24 protein-coding genes are annotated in these 23,291 nt (G+C 47.4%); 4 read left to right on the forward strand and 20 right to left on the reverse strand.

The genetic code is table 11. The features are described from left to right. Position 1: 1 nt before the first annotated feature. The 5 genes from pxpB to EGC76_RS04700 are packed head-to-tail and all read right to left on the reverse strand — an operon-like array spanning position 2 to position 2,353. Positions 2-694: a 5-oxoprolinase subunit PxpB gene (gene pxpB, locus EGC76_RS04680; protein WP_128351852.1), complete on the reverse strand. Its 693-nt coding sequence runs from the start codon at positions 692-694 to the stop codon at positions 2-4. Between the two features lie 2 nt (positions 695-696). Continuing rightward, entirely contained in the window at positions 697-1,461 is a 765-nt protein-coding gene (locus tag EGC76_RS04685; RefSeq protein WP_128351853.1) for a 5-oxoprolinase subunit PxpA, read from the reverse strand. Then, complete coding sequence (locus EGC76_RS04690) at positions 1,458-1,871, reverse strand: hypothetical protein (RefSeq protein WP_128351854.1); 414 nt, start codon at positions 1,869-1,871, stop codon at positions 1,458-1,460. Before EGC76_RS04690 ends, EGC76_RS04685 begins: the two co-directional genes overlap by 4 nt. A gap of 22 nt (positions 1,872-1,893) precedes the next feature. Further along, positions 1,894-2,184 carry a hypothetical protein gene (locus EGC76_RS04695; RefSeq protein ID WP_128351855.1) on the reverse strand — a complete coding sequence of 97 codons (291 nt, stop codon included), beginning with the start codon at positions 2,182-2,184 and terminating at the stop codon, positions 1,894-1,896. After that, a complete protein-coding gene (locus tag EGC76_RS04700) occupies positions 2,171-2,353 on the reverse strand; it encodes a hypothetical protein (protein ID WP_128351856.1) in 183 nt (60 codons plus the stop codon). Before EGC76_RS04700 ends, EGC76_RS04695 begins: the two co-directional genes overlap by 14 nt. 151 nt (positions 2,354-2,504) lie before the next feature. Here EGC76_RS04700 and EGC76_RS04705 point away from each other — a divergent pair, with 151 nt between their 5' ends. Beyond that, complete coding sequence (locus EGC76_RS04705) at positions 2,505-3,428, forward strand: pirin family protein (protein ID WP_128351857.1); 924 nt, start codon at positions 2,505-2,507, stop codon at positions 3,426-3,428. Continuing rightward, positions 3,428-3,904, forward strand: coding sequence for a hypothetical protein (locus tag EGC76_RS04710; protein ID WP_128351858.1), 477 nt, complete (start codon positions 3,428-3,430; stop codon positions 3,902-3,904). The genes EGC76_RS04705 and EGC76_RS04710 overlap by 1 nt, the downstream gene beginning before the upstream one ends. On the opposite strand, the gene EGC76_RS04715 is transcribed toward EGC76_RS04710, so the two are convergent. From EGC76_RS04715 to EGC76_RS04730, 4 genes are all read right to left on the reverse strand, one after another. Further along, complete coding sequence (locus EGC76_RS04715) at positions 3,901-4,653, reverse strand: SDR family oxidoreductase (RefSeq protein ID WP_128351859.1); 753 nt, start codon at positions 4,651-4,653, stop codon at positions 3,901-3,903. The genes EGC76_RS04710 and EGC76_RS04715 overlap by 4 nt on opposite strands. A gap of 4 nt (positions 4,654-4,657) precedes the next feature. Next, positions 4,658-5,731 carry a phosphotransferase family protein gene (locus EGC76_RS04720; RefSeq protein ID WP_128351860.1) on the reverse strand — a complete coding sequence of 358 codons (1,074 nt, stop codon included), beginning with the start codon at positions 5,729-5,731 and terminating at the stop codon, positions 4,658-4,660. Continuing rightward, positions 5,732-6,958 (reverse strand): acyl-CoA dehydrogenase family protein, encoded by a 1,227-nt coding sequence (locus EGC76_RS04725; protein WP_128351861.1) that lies wholly within the window; start codon positions 6,956-6,958, stop codon positions 5,732-5,734. A gap of 87 nt (positions 6,959-7,045) precedes the next feature. Then, positions 7,046-7,978: a LysR family transcriptional regulator gene (locus EGC76_RS04730; protein ID WP_128351862.1), complete on the reverse strand. Its 933-nt coding sequence runs from the start codon at positions 7,976-7,978 to the stop codon at positions 7,046-7,048. 131 nt (positions 7,979-8,109) lie between these two features. On the opposite strand from EGC76_RS04730, the gene EGC76_RS04735 reads away from it, so the two are divergent. Further along, the gene (locus tag EGC76_RS04735; protein ID WP_128351863.1) at positions 8,110-8,670 is read left to right on the forward strand and encodes an FMN-dependent NADH-azoreductase; all 561 of its coding nucleotides are present in this window, start codon (positions 8,110-8,112) and stop codon (positions 8,668-8,670) included. 62 nt (positions 8,671-8,732) lie between these two features. On the opposite strand, the gene EGC76_RS04740 is transcribed toward EGC76_RS04735, so the two are convergent. The 11 genes from EGC76_RS04740 to sdhC all read right to left on the reverse strand — a co-directional run bounded on the left by EGC76_RS04740 (position 8,733) and on the right by sdhC (position 21,425). Continuing rightward, positions 8,733-10,121 (reverse strand): COG3904 family protein, encoded by a 1,389-nt coding sequence (locus EGC76_RS04740; RefSeq protein WP_128351864.1) that lies wholly within the window; start codon positions 10,119-10,121, stop codon positions 8,733-8,735. A 20-nt stretch (positions 10,122-10,141) separates the two neighbouring features. Then, entirely contained in the window at positions 10,142-10,426 is a 285-nt protein-coding gene (locus tag EGC76_RS04745; RefSeq protein WP_128351865.1) for an excalibur calcium-binding domain-containing protein, read from the reverse strand. Positions 10,427-10,566: 140 nt separating this feature from the next. Then, entirely contained in the window at positions 10,567-11,427 is an 861-nt protein-coding gene (locus EGC76_RS04750; RefSeq protein WP_181950947.1) for a DMT family transporter, read from the reverse strand. 84 nt (positions 11,428-11,511) lie between these two features. Then, positions 11,512-12,384, reverse strand: a complete 873-nt coding sequence (gene sucD, locus EGC76_RS04755; protein ID WP_128351866.1) for a succinate--CoA ligase subunit alpha — start codon at positions 12,382-12,384, stop codon at positions 11,512-11,514. Then, entirely contained in the window at positions 12,384-13,550 is a 1,167-nt protein-coding gene (sucC, locus tag EGC76_RS04760) for an ADP-forming succinate--CoA ligase subunit beta (protein ID WP_128351867.1), read from the reverse strand. Before sucC ends, sucD begins: the two co-directional genes overlap by 1 nt. Positions 13,551-13,695: 145 nt before the next feature. After that, positions 13,696-15,276: a 2-oxoglutarate dehydrogenase complex dihydrolipoyllysine-residue succinyltransferase gene (gene odhB / locus EGC76_RS04765; RefSeq protein ID WP_128351868.1), complete on the reverse strand. Its 1,581-nt coding sequence runs from the start codon at positions 15,274-15,276 to the stop codon at positions 13,696-13,698. Positions 15,277-15,289: 13 nt separating this feature from the next. Beyond that, positions 15,290-18,097: a 2-oxoglutarate dehydrogenase E1 component gene (sucA, locus tag EGC76_RS04770; protein ID WP_128351869.1), complete on the reverse strand. Its 2,808-nt coding sequence runs from the start codon at positions 18,095-18,097 to the stop codon at positions 15,290-15,292. A gap of 101 nt (positions 18,098-18,198) precedes the next feature. Continuing rightward, positions 18,199-18,918 carry a succinate dehydrogenase iron-sulfur subunit gene (locus EGC76_RS04775; RefSeq protein ID WP_128351870.1) on the reverse strand — a complete coding sequence of 240 codons (720 nt, stop codon included), beginning with the start codon at positions 18,916-18,918 and terminating at the stop codon, positions 18,199-18,201. Between the two features lie 15 nt (positions 18,919-18,933). Further along, entirely contained in the window at positions 18,934-20,700 is a 1,767-nt protein-coding gene (gene sdhA / locus EGC76_RS04780; RefSeq protein WP_128351871.1) for a succinate dehydrogenase flavoprotein subunit, read from the reverse strand. Beyond that, positions 20,701-21,057 carry a succinate dehydrogenase, hydrophobic membrane anchor protein gene (gene sdhD, locus EGC76_RS04785; RefSeq protein WP_128351872.1) on the reverse strand — a complete coding sequence of 119 codons (357 nt, stop codon included), beginning with the start codon at positions 21,055-21,057 and terminating at the stop codon, positions 20,701-20,703. Continuing rightward, entirely contained in the window at positions 21,051-21,425 is a 375-nt protein-coding gene (sdhC, locus tag EGC76_RS04790) for a succinate dehydrogenase, cytochrome b556 subunit (RefSeq protein ID WP_128351873.1), read from the reverse strand. The genes sdhD and sdhC overlap by 7 nt, the downstream gene beginning before the upstream one ends. A gap of 476 nt (positions 21,426-21,901) precedes the next feature. Here sdhC and EGC76_RS04795 point away from each other — a divergent pair, with 476 nt between their 5' ends. Further along, positions 21,902-23,182 carry a citrate synthase gene (locus EGC76_RS04795; protein ID WP_128351874.1) on the forward strand — a complete coding sequence of 427 codons (1,281 nt, stop codon included), beginning with the start codon at positions 21,902-21,904 and terminating at the stop codon, positions 23,180-23,182. The last annotated feature ends 109 nt before the right edge of the window (positions 23,183-23,291 follow it).

Raw genomic sequence — 23,291 nt, forward strand, 5'->3', positions numbered from 1 at the left:
GTCAGTCATTCGCCCGCTCTCTCGCCTGTTGTTCAAGCTGGTCGTACTCAGCGCGGCTAATTGGTATAAATTTCACTTGATCCCCAGCTCGCATGGTTAGTCCAGTCTCAAACTGCCAACCGGCAACCCGACCAATGAGATTCCATCCGCCGGGAGACGGACGCGGGTAAATTGCTGTTTGCTGATTTGCAATGGCAACACTGCCGGCTGGAACTTTAGCTCGTGGTGTACTTTGCCGCGGCACCTGCAAGCTTTCCGTAACGTCACCGAGGTACGCAAAGCCAGGAGCAAATCCGATGGTGTAAACATGGTAGGTAGGCGCACTATGGTGTTCAATTATTGCCGACGTGCTAAGCCCAGTTAATTCACTTACGCGCGTTAAATCCATGCCCAAATCGGCATCGTAGCAAACTTTAAATTCATGCAAGGTGCCTGTGTGCGCAAGCTCCTGATTATTTACCCCATGCAATTGTTGATTCAGAAAGCGTTCAACAACTGCATACTCGGTAGTTTGCACATCGTAGACAACCATTAATGTGTGATAAGCCGCAACGACATCAACTAACCACGGAGGATTACCGGCTAAAACGCTCGCACGGAAGGCGTGCACCCGTTGATTGATGGCTTTATCAACCCGAGCTTCAAAAACCACCATAGCCGCATCAAGTGCGGCCACTTCGACTCGAGCTTGCACCTTCACGCCTCGAACAACGCTTGGCGGATTGCCACCACAGTTGCAATAGACTCCGGATTATCGCCATGCACACAAAGTGTATCCGGCGCCAATGTTAATGCTGAGCCGTCTGCAGCAGCAATTGACTGCCCTCGCGCGAACGCAATCGCTTGCGCAAGAATCTCATCACGCTCGGTAAGCACTGCATCAGCATAATGGCGCGAACGCAAACTGCCGTCAGCTTCGTAACGTCTATCCGCGAACGCTTCAAAACATAAATTCACCTGATGCTCTGCAGCAATTCGTTGCTGAACACTGTTATCTGCCTTGGCTAGTGTTAATAAATACAACGCCGGTTGCTGCGACTTCGCAAATCGGTTTTGATTGACCTCTGCCATAACCCGGCATACCAGCTCAAACAATTCTTGGTCACGCTGCATGTCGTTATACAACGCGCCGTGGGGCTTCACATAGCTCAGTTCAGCACCGGCATGGTCGCAGAGCGCCTGCATTGCACCAATTTGGTAATGCAAAATAGCCTTTAATTCCGGTGCACTGAAATGCAAGGTGCGGCGGCCGAAGCCCGCTAAATCAGGATAGGCTGGGTGCGCCCCGATCGTCACATCGTGCTCAAGGGCTAAGTTAATGGTTTGAGCCATAATTGCCGGCCCACCGGCATGAAATCCACAGGCAATATTAGCCATATCAATATGTGGCATCACAGCACTATCGTCGCCCATAGTCCAAGCCGCAAAGCTCTCACCCATGTCACAATTCAGTTTAATCATGGTTTCTTATCAACCGCTTCCTTTGCCTTTTCGCTGGAGCGTGCTCCGGTAAACCGTGCATAGCTGTAGGCAAACAAATACATGCCAACACCAATACTACTTATCGACAGCGGCACAATCACTAACCCAGATACTTGATGTGCGCCATAAATAGCCGCACTGCCGGTTAACCCGAGCGTAACCAGTGAGGCTGCCACGAAAGTTATTGGCTCTAACCACTTGATTAAGACGGTGCCGCCTAAAAGATTCACCAAAGCGCCTAAAATGACCCCCCACGCAAGCGGTACGCCAAGTTTGTACCAGCCCAGCTGCCAATCGATAATAACAGCCCACAATTGTTGCTCCGTCGCATTATAGAACAGTAAGCCGACTAGGCCGGCCAAAATAACTAATCGCGTCGTTACTGACATAGTGTTTCCTTAAATCCAAGGGCTATAGCATTAACCACGATAGCAAGGCGATAATGGCCGCAATAACAGGTACCCAAAAAATCGGGGATTGATACCATTTTAATACGGGTTGTTGAAACGGTTGTTGGTTAGCCTCGCGTTGCGCCTCTGGACGTTTTTGCCGAAGCAACCACACCGCGCCAACAACCAGTAAAACAACGCCTAACCGGCGATAACTTGACACCGTTTCGCCCGCTGGTGCTAAAACGGCTAATAAAACCCCCGCTATAATTATTGCGAGAGCACTGATTCGTGTTGCACTAGTTGTTTTCATTTTTGTGCGTTTGCCCCTGTTTTTTCTCTTTTCGCCAGGCTATGAAAAACCATACCCAGCCCACTAATTGCATGACTATTCCCACCATAATGGTGGTAAGGTTCTGCTCCCAAACGCCGCTTAACATGGCGGCGAAGCCAATTACAGCTAACAGCAAAGGATAAATCATTTTTATCTCCTTGAGGTGTGCATACACCTTACTGAAATCTATCGCGCTACGGAAGTGCTCTTGTATTATATTCGACTATTGTATGGGGCGATGCCATACTGCTCAAAAGCATGTATGCGTCTTTTTTAAATAGCGGAATCATGAGGCTGTTATGACCCGATCAGCTCAGGAAACTACAATTGAAACCTGTGAGTCAGAACACTTGCAACACGATGCAAGTGTGCATTCATCGCTGCAACGCCAACTCACACCGCAACTCTTGATTCATCGCATACTCCCTCAACGTGCCATCCGCATGATTGGCCCCTGGTGTTTTCTCGACCATTTTGGCCCAGTCGCACCCGCAGATTATCGCAAGTTCGATATTGCACCGCATCCACATATAGGCCTGCAAACCATTACTTGGCTGTTCTCAGGTCAACTGTTGCATCAAGATAGTTTAGGTTACGAACAGCCATTACGCAGCGGTCAACTCAACTTAATGACGGCAGGGCGCGGAATTAGTCATGCTGAAGTTGCTGATCATAATCCCGATCAACCACTGCATGGGTTGCAGCTGTGGTGTGCGCTTCCTCCAGAACACGAGCAAACGGAACCGCGGTTTGACCATTATCAGCAGGTGCCGAAGTTTAGTATCGGTGACTGTACTGCAACCCTCATTATTGGCTCTTATGCTGCTAATGATAGGCGCTGGACGAGTCCAGCATTAAGTTTTAGCCCAGCACTTGCCTTGATGCTCAGTACACCGCGCGTCACTGCCATTGAAGTTCATCTTGATCGTGATTTTGAATACGGGATTTATGTGGTTCGAGGACAAATTGAGCTACTTGATAAAACAGTTCGGGCGCATCAACTTATCAGTCTGGGCAGCAGTCGACGCCATATTGTCATTGAGCTAAGCGCCGATACTGAAATTCTGGTGCTTGGCGGTGAAGCTTTTGAACAGCCTGTTAAAATGTGGTGGAATTTTGTAAGCGCGTCGCAACAGCGGGTTGAACAAGCCCAAAGTGATTGGGACTCAGGTCACGAACGTTTCGGACAAGTCAGTCACTACACCAGTAAAAAGGCGACGTAATGGGACTTATTCGCGCAGTACGAAATTTTACACGCAGCCTTGGTTTGTGGTTTTTAGCAGCCGGAATTACGCTCGCTGTGCTGTTTACGGCAGTTTTGATTTACAAGCTCACGGTATTTGAACCTGATCCGCCAACTGTTGCGAATTGCCAGTCCATACAACTAATTACTACTGCCGACAATGCTGCAGAAATTCACGTGTATCAGTGTCAACGCGGTGCGAACAAAGCCGCTTGGAAAGGCTACGAGATATGGTTATTTGAGCCATCAAGCAATGATTGGTTGCGTATTGCTACTGCTGAACAGGGGGATTGTTTAAGTGTGTCGTGGCAGCGTTCAGGCGAACTGGTAATTCACCACGGCCATAGCCGCGGCGATTTAAATATCGCGAAAAACTCGGTGATTTATCGTGACGCCAACAATCTGCCAAATACCATTAGCGTCACCACCCAACGCGAAGATGACTGCCCGCTTTAACCGAGCTTCATCACCCATGTCAATGGTAAGCGTTTCATCAGAAATCCGATTAAAGCCCACGGCCAACTCGGCACGTACGCTTGCACCGGCTCTTTTTCGATAGCTTTGACTAATTTTCGACACCCGGTTTCAGTATCGATCATAAACGGTGTATTTTTAACTTTTTCATTAATTTCTGACCGTATGTAGCCCGGCAAAATCGCGCTAACTTTAATCGGTGACTTCGACTTAATAAGATCAGCCCGAATACCCTCGGTTAATGCTAACAAACCGGCTTTGGTTGCTGCATAAACTGTCATTGCACGCGGCATGCCGCGTAGCGCACTAATGGAGCTAATGGTAACCAAATGCCCACTGTTTTGTGCACGAAAAATCTCCAAAGCAGCTTCACATTGAGCAAGTGCTGCCACAAAGTTGGTTTGCGCCGTTTGCACGTTGGCATGAAAGTAGCCGGTACCTAGTGAAGCCCCCTTACCCATACCTGCGTTAACGATAACTCGGTCGAGCGTTCCGAATTCAACTTGAAACTCCTTAAACACGCGGAACACATCGTCATGTTGATTCACATCGAGCGCTTTTACGCTAATTTTTATATCTGGGTACTGTAGTTCCAGTTCTTGCTTGAGCCCATCGAGCCGCTCAGTGCGACGCGCGCACAATGCTAAATTGCGGCCATGTTTAGCAAACTCACGGGCCATCCCTTCACCGAGACCTGAACTCGCGCCTGTTATAAGAATAGTTTTGCGCATTTGGTTATCCTTGTTTCATTAATTTACGGGCTCTCCACTGCAAGTAATTCACCAAAAACCAAAAGTTCTTAAAGGCTGGATTACGTGTTTGCTTGTGGTAATAACGGTAATAGATTTGTTGTGCGATAACGCTAAGGCGAAACAGCCCAAAAACTTCGTAAAAGCGAAAATCTGCGACGTTAACGCCCATTTTCTCGCAATAATAGTCAATGACTTGTTGCCGTGTCAGCATGCCTGGCAAATGTGTGGGCTGGCGCCGTGTCGACCTTGCTATACGGTCATCGTCGGCTTGTATCCAATAGGCTAGGCTATTGCCTAAGTCCATTAACGGATTGCCCAGTGTTGCCAACTCCCAATCCAAAACGCCAATGATTCGTGTCGGATCATCAACATCCAACACGAGGTTATCAAATCGAAAATCATTGTGTGTCATGCAGATGGTTTCTTGCTGTGGCATATTTTTGGCAAGCCAGCGAATAATGTTCTTTCCTGACGGTACGTTCCAGGTCTTGGCTTTTATATAACGTTCACTCCAGCCAGTTACCTGACGCTCTGTATACCCCGCGCCTTTGGCCAAATCAGTTAAGCCAGCGGCTTCAATATCTACCTGATGCAATTCAATCAGCACATTCAGCGCATTTAAACAAAGCTGCCGTGTTTGTGGTTCATTGAGCTTTAGGTCTCGCGGCATATTCTTACGCGGAATAATACCAGCCACCCTATCCATGATGTAAAACTCAGCACCAATGATGGATTCATCGTCGGTGTAGAGGTGCATTTTGGGGACATAGGGAAAAACTGGCTTTAACGCCTTCTGTAGCCGATACTCCCGCCCCATGTCGTGGGCTGATTTGGCCTTCGTGCCTGCCGGTGGTCGGCGTAAAATAAGATCGGCGTTGTCGAATTCGAGCCGATAGGTCCAATTGGACGCACCTCCACTGTATTGGGTGACCCGCATAGAACCCTTTAACTCGGGTAGCTGTTCACGCAGCCACTGGCTGAGTTGTTGTTCGGGCAGTTGTTCACCAGCACGAACTTCACCCGCCTTATCTTCAAATCTTGCTCCCGCGTTCGCCACTTAAGCCTCCCGATACTTGGCTAGTTCAACTTTAGCAATGGTTGCGCGGTGAACTGCGTCTGGGCCATCGGCAATGCGGAGTGCGCGAGCCATCGCATACAACGCGGGTAACGGTGTATCTTGGCTCATGCCAGCACCACCATAGAGCTGAATGGCTTCATCAACAACTTTCTGCAATACGTTCGGTGCGGCTACCTTAATTGCCGAAATTTCGGCCAAAGCCTTCATCGCACCTACTTGATCAATTTTCCACGCCGCATAAAAAGTGAGTAAGCGCGCCTGATCGATGGCAATACGCATGTCTGCTACACGCTCAAGGTTGCCGTTTAATTGTAATAATGGTTTGCCAAACGCAATACGGTCCTGCCCCCTGCGCATATAGAGTTGCAGCGCTTTCTCTGCGGCGCCCAAAGCCCGCATACAATGATGAATGCGCCCTGGACCAAGCCGCCCTTGAGCAATTTTAAACCCATCCCCTAAAGCACCAATCACATTGGTTTTCGGTACCCGAACGTTTTCAAACAGTACCTCACCATGACCATACGGCGCATCGTACTCACCAAATGCAGGCAACATACGTTCTATGGTTACGCCTGGCGTGTCCAGTGGCACCAGCACCATCGAGTGGCGTTGATGCTTTGGTGCATCGGCATCGGTAAGCCCCATAACTATCGCGAATTTTGCATTCGGATGCCCTAATCCGGTCGACCACCATTTACGACCTTGAATCACCACATCATCGCCATCCGCCACAATACTTGCTTGCATGTTGGTCGCATCAGATGACGCCACATCAGGTTCTGTCATACAGAAAACAGAGCGGATCTCTCCGTTTAATAGCGGCGTCAGCCAAGTTTGCTTTTGCTGCGATGTACCAAAGTGGTACAGCACTTCCATGTTCCCCGTATCAGGTGCATTACAATTGAATATTTCGGGTGCAATAATGCTGTGCCCCATAACTTCAGCCAGCGGCGCATAATCGAGTGTGGATAAGCCAGCGCCAAGCTTTGCATCTGGCAAAAACAAATTCCACAAACCTGCTTCTTTGGCTTTTACCTTGAGCTCTTCAATAATGGGTGCCACTTGCCAATCGCGCCAATTTCCATCTGGATTGAGCCGACGGTTTTCCTTGTGGTAGTTCGTTTCAATCGGCTCAATATGCTCGCGCATGAAAGCAATAAGCCGCTTGCGAAATTTCAGTGTATTGTCACTTGGGGTAAAATCCATAACGGTGCCCTACTTGAATCGCGGTTGCGAAATTATTTAAACAACTGTTTGAATGATTGTAGTGAGTTAACTTGAAAATAAAAGCCTTTATATCGTATTTAACGAACGTTGTGCCGTAGCCGGCAAGCGCTCTGCAAGAAAATCAATAAATACACGCACTGCTGGCAGCAATCCGCGGCGGTATGGATACACCATGTGCATGATTCCCATCGGTAACGACCAGTCAGGAAGAACCCGCTCGAGTAAGCCGTCTTCAACCGCTTGTTTACCTAAGTAGCTGGGCAGTGAAACAATGCCTAAGCCATCAATTGCTGCTTCACGTAAAACAATCATGTCGTCGGTGATTAGCCGCGGACGAAAACTAACTGTTAACTTTTCTCCGTGCTGAGAAGTCATGTCATACCTGTATCGACCACTGGTGTAGTGCAAGCTCAAATGGGGGAAGTTAACCAGATCAAGTGGATGTCGAAGCGGCTTAGTGATCTTGGCTACATCGCCGCGATTTGGACTGCGGTACAGCGTACCTGGGGCATCAGCAAGCGGCCGAGCAATAAGTGATGAGTCCTCAATAAATGGCCGCACCCGCAACGCAACATCAATGCCTTCGTCAATTAAATTAACCGGACGATTGGTAACCATCAAATTGATTCTAACCTCCGGGTACAGTGACATAAATTCGGGCAGCAGGTTTACCAACATGCTCTGGCTAATCGCATAAGGTGAACTGACATGAATATCACCGCGGGGAGTTTCCTGCACCATTTGCGTCACTTGTTGTGCCGCTTCGGCCGCCGCGACCATGGTTTCGCAATGCACCAAGAAGGCCTGCCCAATATCAGTTAACTTCAGTCCGCGGGTACTCCGATGCAGTAATCGCACCCCTTGCTGTTCTTCAAGTTCAGTCAACCGCCGGCTTACTGTTGATTTCGGCATATTTAATTCCCGGGCACCTGCACTGACGCTGCCAGCGGCAACCACCCGCGCAAAGATTAAGTAATTAGTTAAATCTGGTATCGCCATAGCCACTCCTGCAGCTGTTCCATATATGGAACATTGATTCCCAATATAACCATCTACCGACATAAATGGAACATTCGTACAATATGCTCATGAAATTAAATAACACAGCGCACACATTTTGAGAGGTTTTTATGAATATCTTGCATCTTGATTCAGGTATTTTCGTTGACCAGTCGGTTAGTCGTAAACTCAGTCGTGATATTGTCACGCATTTAAGCCAAAGTAGCGGCGTCAAGGTTACTCATCGTGATCTGGTAACCAATGCGGTACCACACCTTGATGCAGACACCCTGTTGGATAACGAGAATACATTGAGCGCAGAGCTCATTGCGGAAATTCAAGCCGCGGATGTGCTCGTAATTGGCGCACCTATGTATAACTTCACCATACCGACTCAGCTCAAAGCTTGGCTGGACCGTGTGCTCAAAGCAGGTGTTACCTTCAAATATACTGAGCAAGGCCCAGTTGGATTATTAACCGGAAAAACCGCTTACATTGCATCAGGCCGAGGTGGCATTTATAGCCAAGGTGGCGCCGCAGCGCTCGATCACCAAGAAAGCTACTTGCGCAACGCCTTAGCATTTATTGGTATCACAGATGTGCATGTTGTTCGTGCTGAAGGCCTGAATATGGGCGACGAACCACGTCAAAAAGGATTGTCAGAAGCTGAAGAAGCAATTGCTCAGCTTTAAACCGTTATACTTTCTATGACCATCCCGACGGTCTTTGGCGCACCTATTTGGTGCGCCTTTTTTTAGTCTTGCTGCAAGTAGCGTAGCAGCGCAGCTTGCCTATCAACCGTCGATTGCCGCAGTGCCCCTTCGTAAAGGGCAATGGTCGCGCTGCATAATAAACGTGGTGAGTTAATGTACTGTTCGGGATCATCTAGAACCGAAAGATATTCTGGATTGCGTTGCTCAAGCTGTATTAGCACCGAGTCAAACAGTATAGGCGCCGTACCGGTTCGGCTGCGATAGTCTGATCGCAACTGAGTACGCTCAATTAGCTTTATCACGGCATTTTCATGTGCATCAATCAGGTTAGCCGGCAACATACTCTCCACATCGGCACCCTCTGCACTCCACTGCGGATACATATAATTCACACAATGCCGTGGTTCTAGATAATTTAAGTAATTAAGAATATCAACCGTCGCCTGCCAATAACCCACTAACTCAGTATCAGGCGCTTGCTGCAGATGCTCCGGTTGCCAATTGACCTTTCTATCACCAAACGCATTAGTTGACGCAAATCGCTCGCTAGGCACCAATTCATCCACCACCCGCGCATCCAATAGCTCTAACTGGCCCGGATACCAAATATCAGCACCAGCCACTCTCACGGCTTGCCTGATAAAACTTTCTGACACCCCATGGCGCCGATAAATTCGCTTAAACTCATCATTCAGCTGTGCCACGTCGTTGCCGTCCACCGACTGCAATGAGGCGCTATGAAAGCCCAGAATGCCACGCTTGCCTAGGTATCGCTTCGCGCCCCCCATAAAGGCTATGGTACATGCACTTGAGCATTCACTGGGACTATACGTGTCCAGGTTGTACTGCTGAATCAGTTGATACAACCGCACCCCTTCACTAATGCGTCCGCCTTTTGAATTTAAATGAATCACCTGAACATTTGGGTAGCGTTCAAGTAATGCCTGCACACTATCCGCAGTACCAAACGGTAAACTGCCTATTAACTCTAATTCAGTACCCTGATTTAATATTCGCAATTCAAACGTACCGAGTGACTCACCTTGCGCCAATAATCCAAAACCTTCTTGCAATTGCCCAACCCCAAACTGATTAAAGTCGAAAACGGCTCTTACAGCAGCAATAACCACCATAACGCGTGCCGCATTAGCCCACATTGTGCGCCCACCGCGTGACGTGTGATAACGCGCTGAGCGCCAAATACCAACGAGTTGCCAGAGCGTAACGAGCAGGACAAGACCGCAGAGTAGGATTAACACTCCACCATAAAAACTGGTATTAATTGAGAGTATCGTGAGTAATTTATCGACAAGAAAGATGGCCAACGAAAGCAATAATGTGACACCAACACCGATAACCCAATAAGCAAAGCCTAGCGAGAAGTCTCCCTGCCAATGCTCTTTAATAAGGTTTCTGATCGGTGCCAACATAATTACCAGGTCCTTAACGCCTAAAAGCGAGAGTCGTTCTCGCAAGGAATACCATTCTGGTTATCATCAAGTTCGGTGTTGGGGCAAAAGTGCATAAAATATTCAGCCTCCTCACGAGACGTCATTTCAGGGCAATAACGACGACCATCGCAATGAAATTCTGGACTTTTGCGGAGTACCTGACCTTGCATGGTTTGTACAAGTTCACTCAAAAGACCCGTCCGATTTTCCGGTAGCGGTTTTTGGGCTTCGTAATAATTCCATACAGCAAGGATTAGCGCAGCAAGTAGTATTATTTTTTTCATGGGGAGTACCTTATTGATTTAACACTCACACCACTTTTGTTATGACTTGATACTAGACAACTGTTTTATAATTTACAATTTTATAATAATCATAGAGCAAATTAGATATTTTTATTTTAACACTATATCAAATAATATATTTATCGAGGTTTATTTTTCCAAGACACGATCAAGATACCGCCAATGATTAGCGATGCGGCGATAACTAACTGACGTGTAAACAGTTCACCTGCGAATAGTACACCACCATAGGCTGCGATAAGCGGCACCGAAAGTTGACCTATCGCCGCTGTGGTAACGGATAGGCGCGGCAAAACCAAATACCACACCGCATACCCCAACCCTGAGGTCACCGACCCCGACAAAACGGCTAGCAAAATACCCTCTGAGGTAACCGCAGCATCGGGTAAGGCAAATAATAACGCGACAATCACGATGGGGGCAGCACGCACAAAGTTATAGGTTGTATCGGCTAACGGGTTAACGCGACCGCGGCCATGCAATGAATAAAATCCCCATGCACTGCCCGCCATAATCATGGTTATAGACGCCAATAATGAATCGGGAACGCTGATCGTGGGGGCAACCAGATAGGCCAGCCCACCAAACGCAATGATGCAACCGACCCATTCAGCCTTCGTGAGTAAAACCCCACGGCTTATATTCACGCCCAGCATGGTCAACTGCACAGCCGCAAACAACACCAAAGCGCCGAATCCCGTTTCCAACTCAACATACGCGTATGAAAATGCGATTGCGTAGACGCTTAACATGAGTGCGCCCCACCAACTGCCTTTCGTAGTAATTCTGCGCTTAGATTTTACCGTGCGCTGCTGCAGCAATGTCAGCAGTATCCACAAGGTAACGGCACCACTTAGAATTCGAATGATGATAAACGAAGCAGGATCAATAGCCGGTTCTAACAGTGCATAGCGTGCAATAACCGAATTTCCTGCAAACGCAAATAAAGCAATTAAAAATAGCGCAGCTGTTTTCATCATTGGCCTTTCGTGGTTGCGATAATTGGACTGTAGATACAAAAAAGCCGCTCAATTTGAGCGGCTTTCATCGTATCAAAACTGAGCTTACCAGCCAGTTTTTTCGCGCAATGCTTTACCGATATCGGCCAAGCTACGCACAGTTTTCACACCAGCAGCTTCAAGGGCAGCAAACTTCTCGTCTGCAGTACCTTTACCACCAGAGATGATGGCACCAGCGTGGCCCATGCGCTTACCTGGAGGAGCTGTAACACCTGCAATGTAAGAAACAACAGGCTTAGTTACGTGATCTTTGATGTATTCTGCAGCTTCTTCTTCTGCAGTACCACCAATCTCACCAATCATCACGATCGCTTCAGTTTCAGGATCTTTCTCGAATAATTCGAGAATATCGATGAAGTTAGAACCTGGGATTGGATCGCCACCGATACCAACACAGCTTGACTGACCAAAACCTTCGTCAGTAGTCTGCTTCACAGCTTCATAGGTCAACGTACCTGAACGCGATACGATACCCACTTTACCTTTCTTGTGGATATGGCCAGGCATGATACCAATCTTGCACTCGTCAGGCGTGATAACACCCGGGCAGTTTGGACCAATCATGCGCACGCCTTTGTGCGTTAAATATTCTTTCACGTACAGCATGTCTAAAGTAGGAATGCCTTCTGTGATACAAACGATTAGCTCGATACCTGAATCTGCAGCTTCAATGATTGAATCTTTGCAGAAAGGCGCTGGAACGTAGATAACTGACGCAGTTGCGCCTGTTGCTTCTACAGCTTCACGCACCGTGTTGAATACTGGTAAACCAAGGTGCGTTTGACCGCCTTTACCTGGAGTTACGCCGCCAACCATTTGCGTGCCGTATGCAATCGCTTGCTCAGAGTGAAAAGTTCCCTGGCCGCCAGTGAAACCCTGACAGATTACTTTGGTATTTTTATCGATCAAGATAGACATTATTGACCTCCTGCCGCAGCAACCACTTTATCAGCAGCGTCAGACAAGCTCTCTGCTGCGATAATGTTCAGGCCACTTTCTGCTAATTTCTGACGACCTAATTCAGCATTGTTACCTTCAAGGCGAACAACAACTGGAACCTTCACGCCTACTTCTTCTACTGCACCCATAATACCTTCTGCGATCATGTCGCAACGTACGATGCCGCCGAAGATGTTAACGAGAACGGCTTGTACCGCGCTGTCAGACAGGATGATTTTAAACGCTTCAGTAACGCGCTCTTTGGTCGCGCCGCCACCAACGTCCAAGAAGTTAGCTGGCTCGCCGCCTGCAAGTTTAACGATATCCATAGTACCCATCGCCAAACCAGCACCGTTCACCATACAACCGATATTGCCATCAAGCGCAACGTAGTTGAGTTCCCACTTCGCAGCTTGTGCTTCACGCTCGTCTTCTTGTGACGGATCGTGCATTTCACGGATTTTTGGCTGACGATATAGCGCGTTGCTATCGATATTGATTTTACCGTCTAAGCAATGCAAGTTGCCTTCGTCAGTAATAACTAGCGGGTTGATTTCTAACAGTGCGAAATCATACTGTTCGAACATTTTCGCTAAGCCCAAAAAGATTTTAGTAAATTGTTTAACTTGGTCTGGGTTCAAACCCAATTTAAAACCAAGCTCACGACCTTGATACGGCTGAGCGCCTACTGTTGGGTCGATGATTGCTTTAAGAATCTTTTCAGGGGTTTCTTCAGCAACTTTCTCGATTTCAACACCACCTTCGGTTGACGCCATGAACACGATTTTACGTGTAGCACGGTCAACAACTGCGCCTAAGTACAGTTCTGAAGCGATATCAGTAAGGCTTTCTACCAAAATTTTAGCAACCGGCTGACCGTTTGCGTCTGTTTGATAGGTAACCAAGTTTTTACCTAACCAATTGGTCGCGAAATCGCGAACTTCATCGTGGCTAGAAACAAGTTTAACACCGCCCGCTTTACCGCGACCGCCTGCGTGTACTTGGGCTTTAACAACCCAACGATCACCGCCGATTTTTTTGGCAGCTTCAACGGCTTCGTCTGCAGTGTCGACTGCAAAGCCTTCAGATACTGGCAAACCGAACTCTTTGAAGAGTTGTTTAGCCTGATACTCATGCAAATTCATGATGATCTTCCGATTCGTTTGAACAACAAAAGCAGCTTCGTGCTGCTTACCCGAAAATTCGCGCGTATTTTACATTTTTGCGCGCAAAAAAGACAGCTGCCGGTACAATTGTTACCCAATTGCAACACAGCAGCTGTGCAATATGTTAAAGGTCCAGCAACAAACGCTGCGGATCTTCTAACAACTCTTTGATGGTAACCAAGAAACCAACAGATTCTTTACCATCAACGATGCGGTGGTCATAAGACAACGCTAAATACATCATTGGTAGAATCTCAACTTTTCCGTCCACGGCCATTGGGCGATCTTGGATTTTATGCATGCCCAAGATAGCGCTTTGTGGTGGATTCAAAATTGGTGTTGATAGCAATGAACCAAATACACCACCGTTGGTGATAGTGAAGTTGCCACCTTGCATATCGTCCATGGTCAATTTGCCGTCACGGCCTTTAATAGCCAAGTCGCGGATACCATTTTCAATTTCAGCGATGCTCATCTTGTCTGAGTCACGCAATACTGGTGTTACCAGTCCACGTGGCGTTGAAACTGCAATGCTGATATCGAAATAGTTGTGATAAACAATGTCATCACCGTCAATTGACGCATTGACTTCTGGGAACCGCTTCAGCGCTTCAGTTACGGCTTTCACGTAGAAGCCCATGAAGCCTAAACGCGTGTCATGACGTTTTTCAAATTCGTCTTTGTACTTCGAACGCAAATCCATGATTGGCTTCATGTTCACTTCATTGAACGTGGTCAACATGGCTGTTGCGTTTTTAGCTTCAAGCAAACGCTTAGCGATTGTTTTACGTAAACGCGTCATTGGTACACGTTTTTGATCACGGTCGCCAGCGGCTGGTGCTGGTGCACTTGCTGCCTTCGCAGGCTCAGCTTTCTTAGAACCACCGTCCTTCAAATGTTTCTCAACATCTTCTTTGGTGACACGACCGCCTTTACCAGTGCCTTTTACGTCAGACACTTTCAAGCTGTTTTCAGCCAGCATACGGCGTACCGCTGGGCCTGCAACTTCGCTGTCGCCTTCATCACTTGATTCTTCATTGCTTTCGCTTGACGACTCTTTTGCCGACTCGCTTGAATCAGCAGAAGCACCCGCTTCAACAATACCGATAACGTCATCAGCACCAACATTGGCGCCTTCTTCATGCTTGATTTCAACCAGCACACCGTCAGCAGGAGCAACAACTTCGAGCACAACTTTGTCGGTTTCGATATCAACTAAGTTTTGATCACGTGTTACTGCATCACCGGCTTTTACGTGCCAAGTAGCAATCGTTGCATCAGCAACCGACTCTGGTAACTGCGGCACCTTAACTTCAAGCTTTTCGCCTGAACCTGAGGCTTTCTTCGCAGCCGGCTTATCGGCTTTCTTGCTGTCTTCTTTATCGTCAGCTTTTGCCTCAGACTTTTTATCTGACTTATCGTCTGACTTTTTGTCTGATTTTTTGTCTTCCGCAGCGCCTGCACCGTCACCTTTTTCAAGTTTACCGATAACTTCTTCAGCACCGACAGTGGCGCCTTCTTCCGCGATGATTTCGCCGATTACGCCATCATCAGGTGCAACCACTTCCAACACCACTTTGTCGGTTTCGATATCAACCAGATTCTGGTCGCGCGATACTTTGTCACCTGGCTTCACATGCCAAGTAGCAACTGTTGCATCAGCAACAGATTCAGGGAGTTGTGGAACTTTAATATCAATAGCCATGGTCAATTATCACCTATTTAATGGTTAGCGCGTCATCGACTAATTTTTGTTGCTGTTTGTTATGCTCAGACAAATAACCTACTGCTGGTGCGGCCGAAGCTTCACGACCTGCGTAAGTTAGTTCTGCGCCTTTAGGAATTGCCGCACGGAAGTTGTGCTGACTGCTGTACCAAGCTCCTTGGTTCTGCGGTTCTTCCTGACACCAAACAAAATCTTTCACATGCTGATAATCTTTCATGATTTCAGCAACTTCATCTGCAGGGAACGGATACAACTGCTCAATACGAATAATTGCAACGTCCTCTTGCTCACGTTTACGCCGCTCTTGCAGCAAGTCGTAATAGACCTTACCTGAGCAGATTATCACGCGTTTTACCTTCTTCGGCGTTAACGAATCGACTTCTGCAATCGCATTCTGGAATACGCCTGTCGTCAATTCATCAAGGTCAGAAACCGCTAATGGATGACGTAACAGTGACTTCGGTGTCATAACAATTAACGGCCGACGAACCGGTCGTAAATGTTGACGACGAATCATATGAAATACTTGCGCTGGCGTGGTTGGCACACAAACCGACCAGTTATGATCAGCGGACAACTGCAGGAACCGCTCCAAACGCGCAGAACTGTGCTCAGGCCCTTGCCCTTCGTAGCCATGTGGCAGCAATAGCGTTAAACCGCACAATCTGCCCCACTTTTGCTCACCGGAACTCAAGAACTGATCGATAACCACTTGGGCACCATTAACGAAGTCGCCGAACTGCGCTTCCCACATCACCATTGATTTAGGTTCTGCAGTTGCGTAACCATATTCAAAAGCAACCACGGCAGCTTCTGATAATACCGAGTCATACAATTCGATTTGGCCTTGGCCTTCACGAATATTGTTTAACGGCATATAGGTTGCAGCATCTTTTTGGTTGTGCAGCACCGCATGACGATGGAAGAAGGTGCCGCGACCGCTGTCTTGGCCAGTCAGGCGAATGTGCACGCCATCGTCAACCAAACTTGCGTAAGCCAGATTTTCAGCAAAGCCCCAATCTGCGGCTTTGTCACCTTTCGCCATTTTCATACGCTCGTCGTATACTTTTTGTACACGTGAGTGCAATTTGTATTCTTTCGGCACGGTACTCATTGCTATACCGAGCTTCTCGACTTCTTGTCGACTGATTTTTGCATCGTAGTCAACATTCCAGTCTTGCCCAACGTAAGGCGACCAGTCAGACGAGTGGCTCTTCATTTCACGCCATTCGTCCACCACAATTTCGCCTTTATCAAGCGCATCACGGTAATCACTGACAAAAGTTTCAATATCAGATTCAGCCACAACATTCGCTTGCTGCAAGCGTTCAGCATAGATAGCGCGCGCTACCGGGCGTTTCTTCACCTTGCTGTACATAAGCGGCTGCGTGGCACTTGGCTCGTCAGCTTCGTTGTGGCCGTGACGACGGTAACAAACCAAATCAATCATTACATCGCGCTTAAACGTATTGCGATAGTCCAATGCTAACTGGGTGACGAACACAACAGCTTCCGGATCGTCAGCGTTCACATGGAAAATCGGCGCCTGCACCATTTTTGCAATATCAGTACAGTACTGAGTTGAGCGCGTATCTTCACGTTTGGACGTGGTGAAACCAACTTGGTTGTTGATAACAATCCGAATCGAACCACCAACTTGATAGGCACGCGTCTGCGACATGTTAAAGGTTTCTTGCACAATACCTTGGCCAGTAATCGCTGAGTCGCCATGAATGGTAATTGGTAAAACCTTCGCACCTGTCTTGTCACCAAGACGGTCCATACGAGCACGAACAGAACCCATTACTACCGGGTTCACAATTTCTAAATGCGACGGGTTAAATGCTAACGCCAAATGCACGTCGCCACCTGGGGTGGCGAAATCTGACGAGAAACCCGAATGATATTTCACATCACCCGAGCCTTTATTATTAATGTGTTTACCGGCAAACTCGTCGAACAAGTCCTGTGGTTTTTTACCCAGAACGTTGACCAAAACATTCAATCGGCCACGGTGTGCCATACCGATAACGACTTCTTTACCACCCTGCTCGCCAGCGCGACTAATCAGCGCCTTAAGCATCGGTATTAGGCTATCGCCACCTTCTAACGAGAATCGTTTGGCGCCTGGGAATTTTGAGCCCAAGTATTTTTCTAGGCCATCTGCGGCGACAAGTTCTTTTAGGATTTTTTTCTGTTGGTCAGATTTAAATTCTGGACGGCCACGCACACCTTCAAGACGCTCCTGAATCCATCGCTTTTCTTCGGTCGAAACGATGTGCATATACTCAGCGCCAATTGGGCCACAGTAAATGCTGTTCAGCAGTTCATAGATTTCGCCCAATTTCATGTTGTCTTGGCCAACAGCCAAAGAGCCAACGTTGAATTCTTTATCGAAATCGTCTTTAGAGAGTTCGTGGTGCTCGAGCGATAAGTCCGGTACCGACTCTTGTTTCCATAAATCGAGTGGATCAAGGTTCGCGTGCTGATGACCACGGAAGCGGTACGCATTAATCAGCTGCAAGACTTTCACTTGTTTTTGATCGGGAGCTCCCGCAGTTACCGTACCCGCTTGCTTTAACTTATTTTTTGCAAGCGTACGGAACTGTTCACGAACTGCGCTATGCTTCGTGTCCATCCCTGCGCCTTCGCGCGGAAGTTGATCAAAGAAGTTGCGCCACTCATCACTGACCGCTGTCGGATCGTCGAGATACAACTCGAACAATTCCTCAACATAGGCCATGTTACCACCAGCCAGGTGGGAGGATTCTAGCCAGGCTTGCATTACGCCATCTTGCATCGCTGTTCCTTCACACTCGTTTTATAAAAAAATAGCCATCCCAGCTGGATGGCTATTTCGATACAGCTCGGCCACTACTATAGCAAATCTGCGCGATTTAATTAAATCGCGCGATTCAATAGCATGGATTTGATGTTACCAATAGCCTTCGTCGGGTTCAGCCCTTTCGGACATACGTTGACACAGTTCATGATGCCATGGCAGCGGAAAACACTAAAGGCATCGTCAAGCTCATTAAGACGCTCTTCTGTGGCGGTGTCGCGGCTATCGATAAGGAATCGATAAGCATTCAACAAACCGGCCGGGCCAATGAACTTGTCTGGATTCCACCAGAACGAAGGGCATGAGGATGAACAGCATGCACAAAGAATACATTCGTACAATCCGTCCAACTTCGCGCGTTCTTCCGTTGACTGCAAACGCTCACGCGCTGGTGGCGTTTTGTCGTCGTTGATCAGGTACGGTTTAATTTTCTCGTACTGGGTGTAGAACTGACTCATGTCGACAATCAAATCACGAATGACCGGTAACCCTGGCAGTGGGCGAACCACAATTTTCTTATCGCCACCTTTAAGGGCTGACAGAGGCGTGATACACGCCAAGCCGTTTTTGCCATTCATGTTGAGACCATCCGAACCACACACACCTTCACGGCATGAGCGACGGAATGCCAGCGTTGGGTCTTGTTCTTTCAACAGTAACAACAAGTCCAACACCATCATGTCACGGTTCTTTTCCACCTCAACGGTGTACTCTTTCATATATGGTGCGTTATCAACATCTGGGTTGTAACGATAAACTGAAATATTCAACTTCTTCATCGTTGTCACCTAACCTTAGTAAGTCCGCGCTTTTGGCGGGAATGCGTCACGCAGTTTTGGCTGCATATTCACTTCGCGTTTTACCACTGAGTCGTCTTCTGGACGATACACAGAATGCACCAACCAGTTTTCATCGTCGCGGTCTGGGAAGTCAGCACGGCTATGCGCGCCGCGGCTCTCAGTACGGAAGTTCGCTGCTACTGCAGTTGAATACGCAGTTTCCATCAAGTTATCTAGCTCTAAACACTCGATACGCTGCGTGTTAAATTCTTTGCTGGTGTCATCCAAACGCGCATTTTGCAAGCGTTCACGGATTTTCTTCAGCTCTTCCAAGCCTTCAGCCATTGCTTTACCTTCACGGAATACCGAGAAGTTCAGTTGCATGCACTTCTGTAAATCTTTCTTGATTTGAACTGGATCTTCACCGTCTTTATTATTTTCCCAACGGCGAACACGAGCCAGAGCGGCATCGATGTCGTCTTGACGCGCTTCTTTCGCATCGCCAAGTGCTGCCATGGCATCCGCCAAATGCAGGCCGGTAGCACGACCGAACACCACCAAATCAAGCAGTGAGTTACCGCCAAGACGGTTCGCACCATGTACAGACACACACGCGATTTCGCCACACGCAAATAAGCCATGAATTGGCGTTGCATTGCCTTTCGCATCAATCTGTAACGCCTGACCGTTTACGTCAGTCGGAATACCACCCATCATGTAGTGACAGGTTGGAATAACAGGGATTGGCTCTTCAGCTGGATCAACGTGAGCAAAGGTTTTCGCCAAGTCACAAACACCCGGCAAACGGCTTTCCAGCACGTCACGACCAAGGTGATCCAATTTAAGTTTCAAGTGTGGACCTAACGGGCCTTCACAGCCACGGCCTTCGCGAATCTCGGTCATCATCGAACGTGCTACCACGTCACGAGAAGCTAAGTCTTTCGCATTCGGCGCGTAACGCTCCATAAAGCGTTCACCGTCTTTATTTAAGAGGTAACCACCTTCACCACGGCAACCTTCGGTTACCAAGGTACCCGCACCGGCGATACCGGTTGGGTGGAATTGCCACATTTCCATATCTTGTACTGGCACGCCAGCACGCAACGCCATACCAACACCGTCGCCGGTATTAATGTGTGCGTTTGTGGTTGATGCGAAGATACGACCAGCACCGCCAGTTGCAAGAACAACGGCTTTCGCTTTTACGTAAAAGATTTCGCCGGTTTCAATGTTCAGTGTTGTTACACCAACAATTGCGCCGTCTTCGTTTTTAACCAAATCGAGTGCATACCACTCAGAAAACACCGTGGTTTTGTTCTTCACGTTTTGCTGATACAGCAAATGCAACAAGGCATGACCGGTACGGTCGGCAGCTGCAGCTGTACGTGCTGCTTGCTCGCCACCAAATGCTTTTGACTGACCGCCAAATGGACGTTGATAAACGCGGCCGTCTTCAAAACGAGAAAATGGCAAACCCATATTTTCCAGTTCTAAAATAGCTTCAGGACCGGTTTTACACATATATTCGATAGCGTCTTGGTCACCGATATAATCAGACCCTTTTACGGTATCGAACATGTGCCATTCCCAGTTATCTTCGTGGGCGTTGCCCAGTGCAACGGTGATACCACCTTGCGCAGATACTGTATGAGAACGGGTAGGAAATACTTTAGACATCAAGGCACACGTCATGCCTGATTGAGAGATTTGCAAGGCCGCGCGCATACCAGCGCCACCAGCGCCGATTACAACGGCGTCAAATTCAAGTGTTTGTACGCTCACTTAGACACCCTCCACCGGCCACACAACCAGTAAACCGGCTAACCAGTAAACGATTAATGCGACACATACTGCATATTGAAGAAAAGCTCGTAAGCCAGTTTTTTTGACGTAGTCAGTTAGCACTTGGAAGATTCCGATCCAGCCGTGAATCAAAATAGCTGTTAACGCCAACATGGTGAAAATCTTCATGCCCAAATGCGCAAACAAATTAGTCCATGTTACGTAAGTTATTACGTCGGCGGAAACTAAAAAGCTCACCATAAAAATGCTGTATAACGCCAAAATAATCGCGGACGCGCGTAGCAATATAAAGTCGTGGCTACCGCTGCGGCCGAATGTTGAAGCTGCTTTTACCATAACCATACCCCTGCTAATACCGAAAGAATGATTGCTAGCACGAACACCACTTTTGCGCTAACTCGACCTGAATCAAGCTCTTCAAAGTAGCCCATGTCCATAAACATGTGGCGTACTCCAGCGAGTAAGTGATAGCCAAGTGCACTCATGATGCCCCACGCAATAAACTTAGCGATAAAGCCAGTTAGTAAGCCGTGCACCAAGTCGAAGCCTTCAGCAGATTTAAGTGAGATAGCTAGTGCCCACACCAAAAAACCAACGCCAACCAACATAATGACGCCTGAAATACGGTGAAGAATTGAGCTAATGGCTGCAGCCGGGAAGCTGATAGTATTTAAGTCTAAATTTACAGGTCTTTGTTTTTTCACGATTGTTGTGCCTTAACGAAAAGCATTGTTAACATGCTCGGAACTTCAAACATCCTCGTCTAGTCCTGACGGCGAGAGGACCCTGTGAGATCGCCGCCAAAGTATATAAGCCATAGTCATGAATTACAATTCCTTAGCGGCCTCTTTCGGTTAAAAACGTAAATTAATTATCAATAGATCAAGCCAATAAAATTAAGCGTTGAATAACAATTCTACCTTAGTCGCATACAACGCGGTCCTATAACGGCGTATAACACTGACTGACAATTTTTAATTCCGATTCATGTCATCCAACTTTAACGAAATTTCGTAAAGCTGATGTGTTAAACTGATCAGCTCGATCGATAAAATGATTGATATGTGTCAGCACAATTAATTGGTTTAAACAGCCGTTTGAATTGACATTAACGGTTAAGATCAAGTAAATTCTATCGCCCTTTTAGTGATGAAGCAGACTTAAACAAGGAGATTTCCTTATGGCTGATCGTAAAGCCACCCTGCAGATTGACGGCCAATCCATTGAATTGCCAGTATTATCTGGTACAGCCGGCTATGATGTAATTGACGTGCGTACTTTAGGCAAGCATGGTTTCTTCACCTTTGACCCAGGTTTCTTAGCTACGGGTTCTTGCGAATCAAAGATTACCTACATTGATGGTGAAAACGGCGTTCTTCTGCATCGCGGATATCCAATTGATCAGCTTGCGACTCAAGCGGATTATCTCGAAGTATGTTATATGCTGCTGCATGGCGAAGCGCCGACCGAAGAAGAATACGCAAAATTCAAGCAAACAATCACCAAACACACCATGGTGCATCAAGGTTTGCACAACTTCTTTAACGGCTTCCGTCGCGACGCGCACCCAATGGCAATGCTATGCGCTGTCACCGGTGCTTTATCGTCGTTTTATCACGATGATTTAGACATTCATGATGAAAAACAACGGTTGCGCAGTGGCTATCGCCTTATTGCGAAAATGCCAACTATCGCTGCTATGGCCTATAAATTTAGTATCGGTCAGCCGTTTGTTTATCCGCGTAACGACCTAAGTTACTCAGAAAACTTCCTGAACATGATGTTTTCAGTACCTGCTGAGAACTATAAGATTAGCCCTACTGTTGCGAAAGCAATGGATCGCATCTTTACGCTACATGCTGACCACGAGCAAAATGCTTCCACGTCAACAGTGCGTCTAGCTGGCTCTTCAGGTGCGAATCCGTATGCATGTATCGCTGCTGGTGTTGCGTCGTTGTGGGGTCCGGCTCACGGCGGAGCGAACGAAGCCTGTTTGCGTATGCTAAAAGAAATCGGTTCAGTTGAGAATATTCCTAAATACATCGACAAAGCCAAAGATAAGAACGATCCGTTCCGTCTTATGGGCTTCGGTCACCGCGTGTATAAGAACTTTGATCCACGTGCAACCGTTATGCGTGACAGTGCGCATGAAGTATTGAAAGAGCTTAAAATCAGCGACCCGTTACTTGATGTAGCAATGGAACTTGAGCGTATTGCGCTTGAAGACCCATACTTTGTTGAGAAGAAACTCTATCCAAACGTCGATTTCTACTCAGGTATCATTTTGAAAGCAATTGGTATTCCAACCAACATGTTTACGGTCATTTTCGCGTTATCGCGTACCGTTGGCTGGATTTCACATTGGCACGAAATGATGGGCGAGTCGAACCAGAAAATTGGTCGTCCACGTCAACTCTATACCGGTGAATCGAAACGCGACTTCAAACCATTGAAGCGTTAATTTCACTAATAATTAGCAAAAAGCACTCTTCGGAGTGCTTTTTTTTATTTTTTTCACCACTCAACTTTTCCCTTTCCAGTCTCATCTAAAACACAAGCCTCTCATATAA

Origin of the sequence: Pseudidiomarina gelatinasegens (genome assembly GCF_004025325.1) — a bacterium.
Lineage (GTDB): Bacteria > Pseudomonadota > Gammaproteobacteria > Enterobacterales > Alteromonadaceae > Pseudidiomarina > Pseudidiomarina gelatinasegens.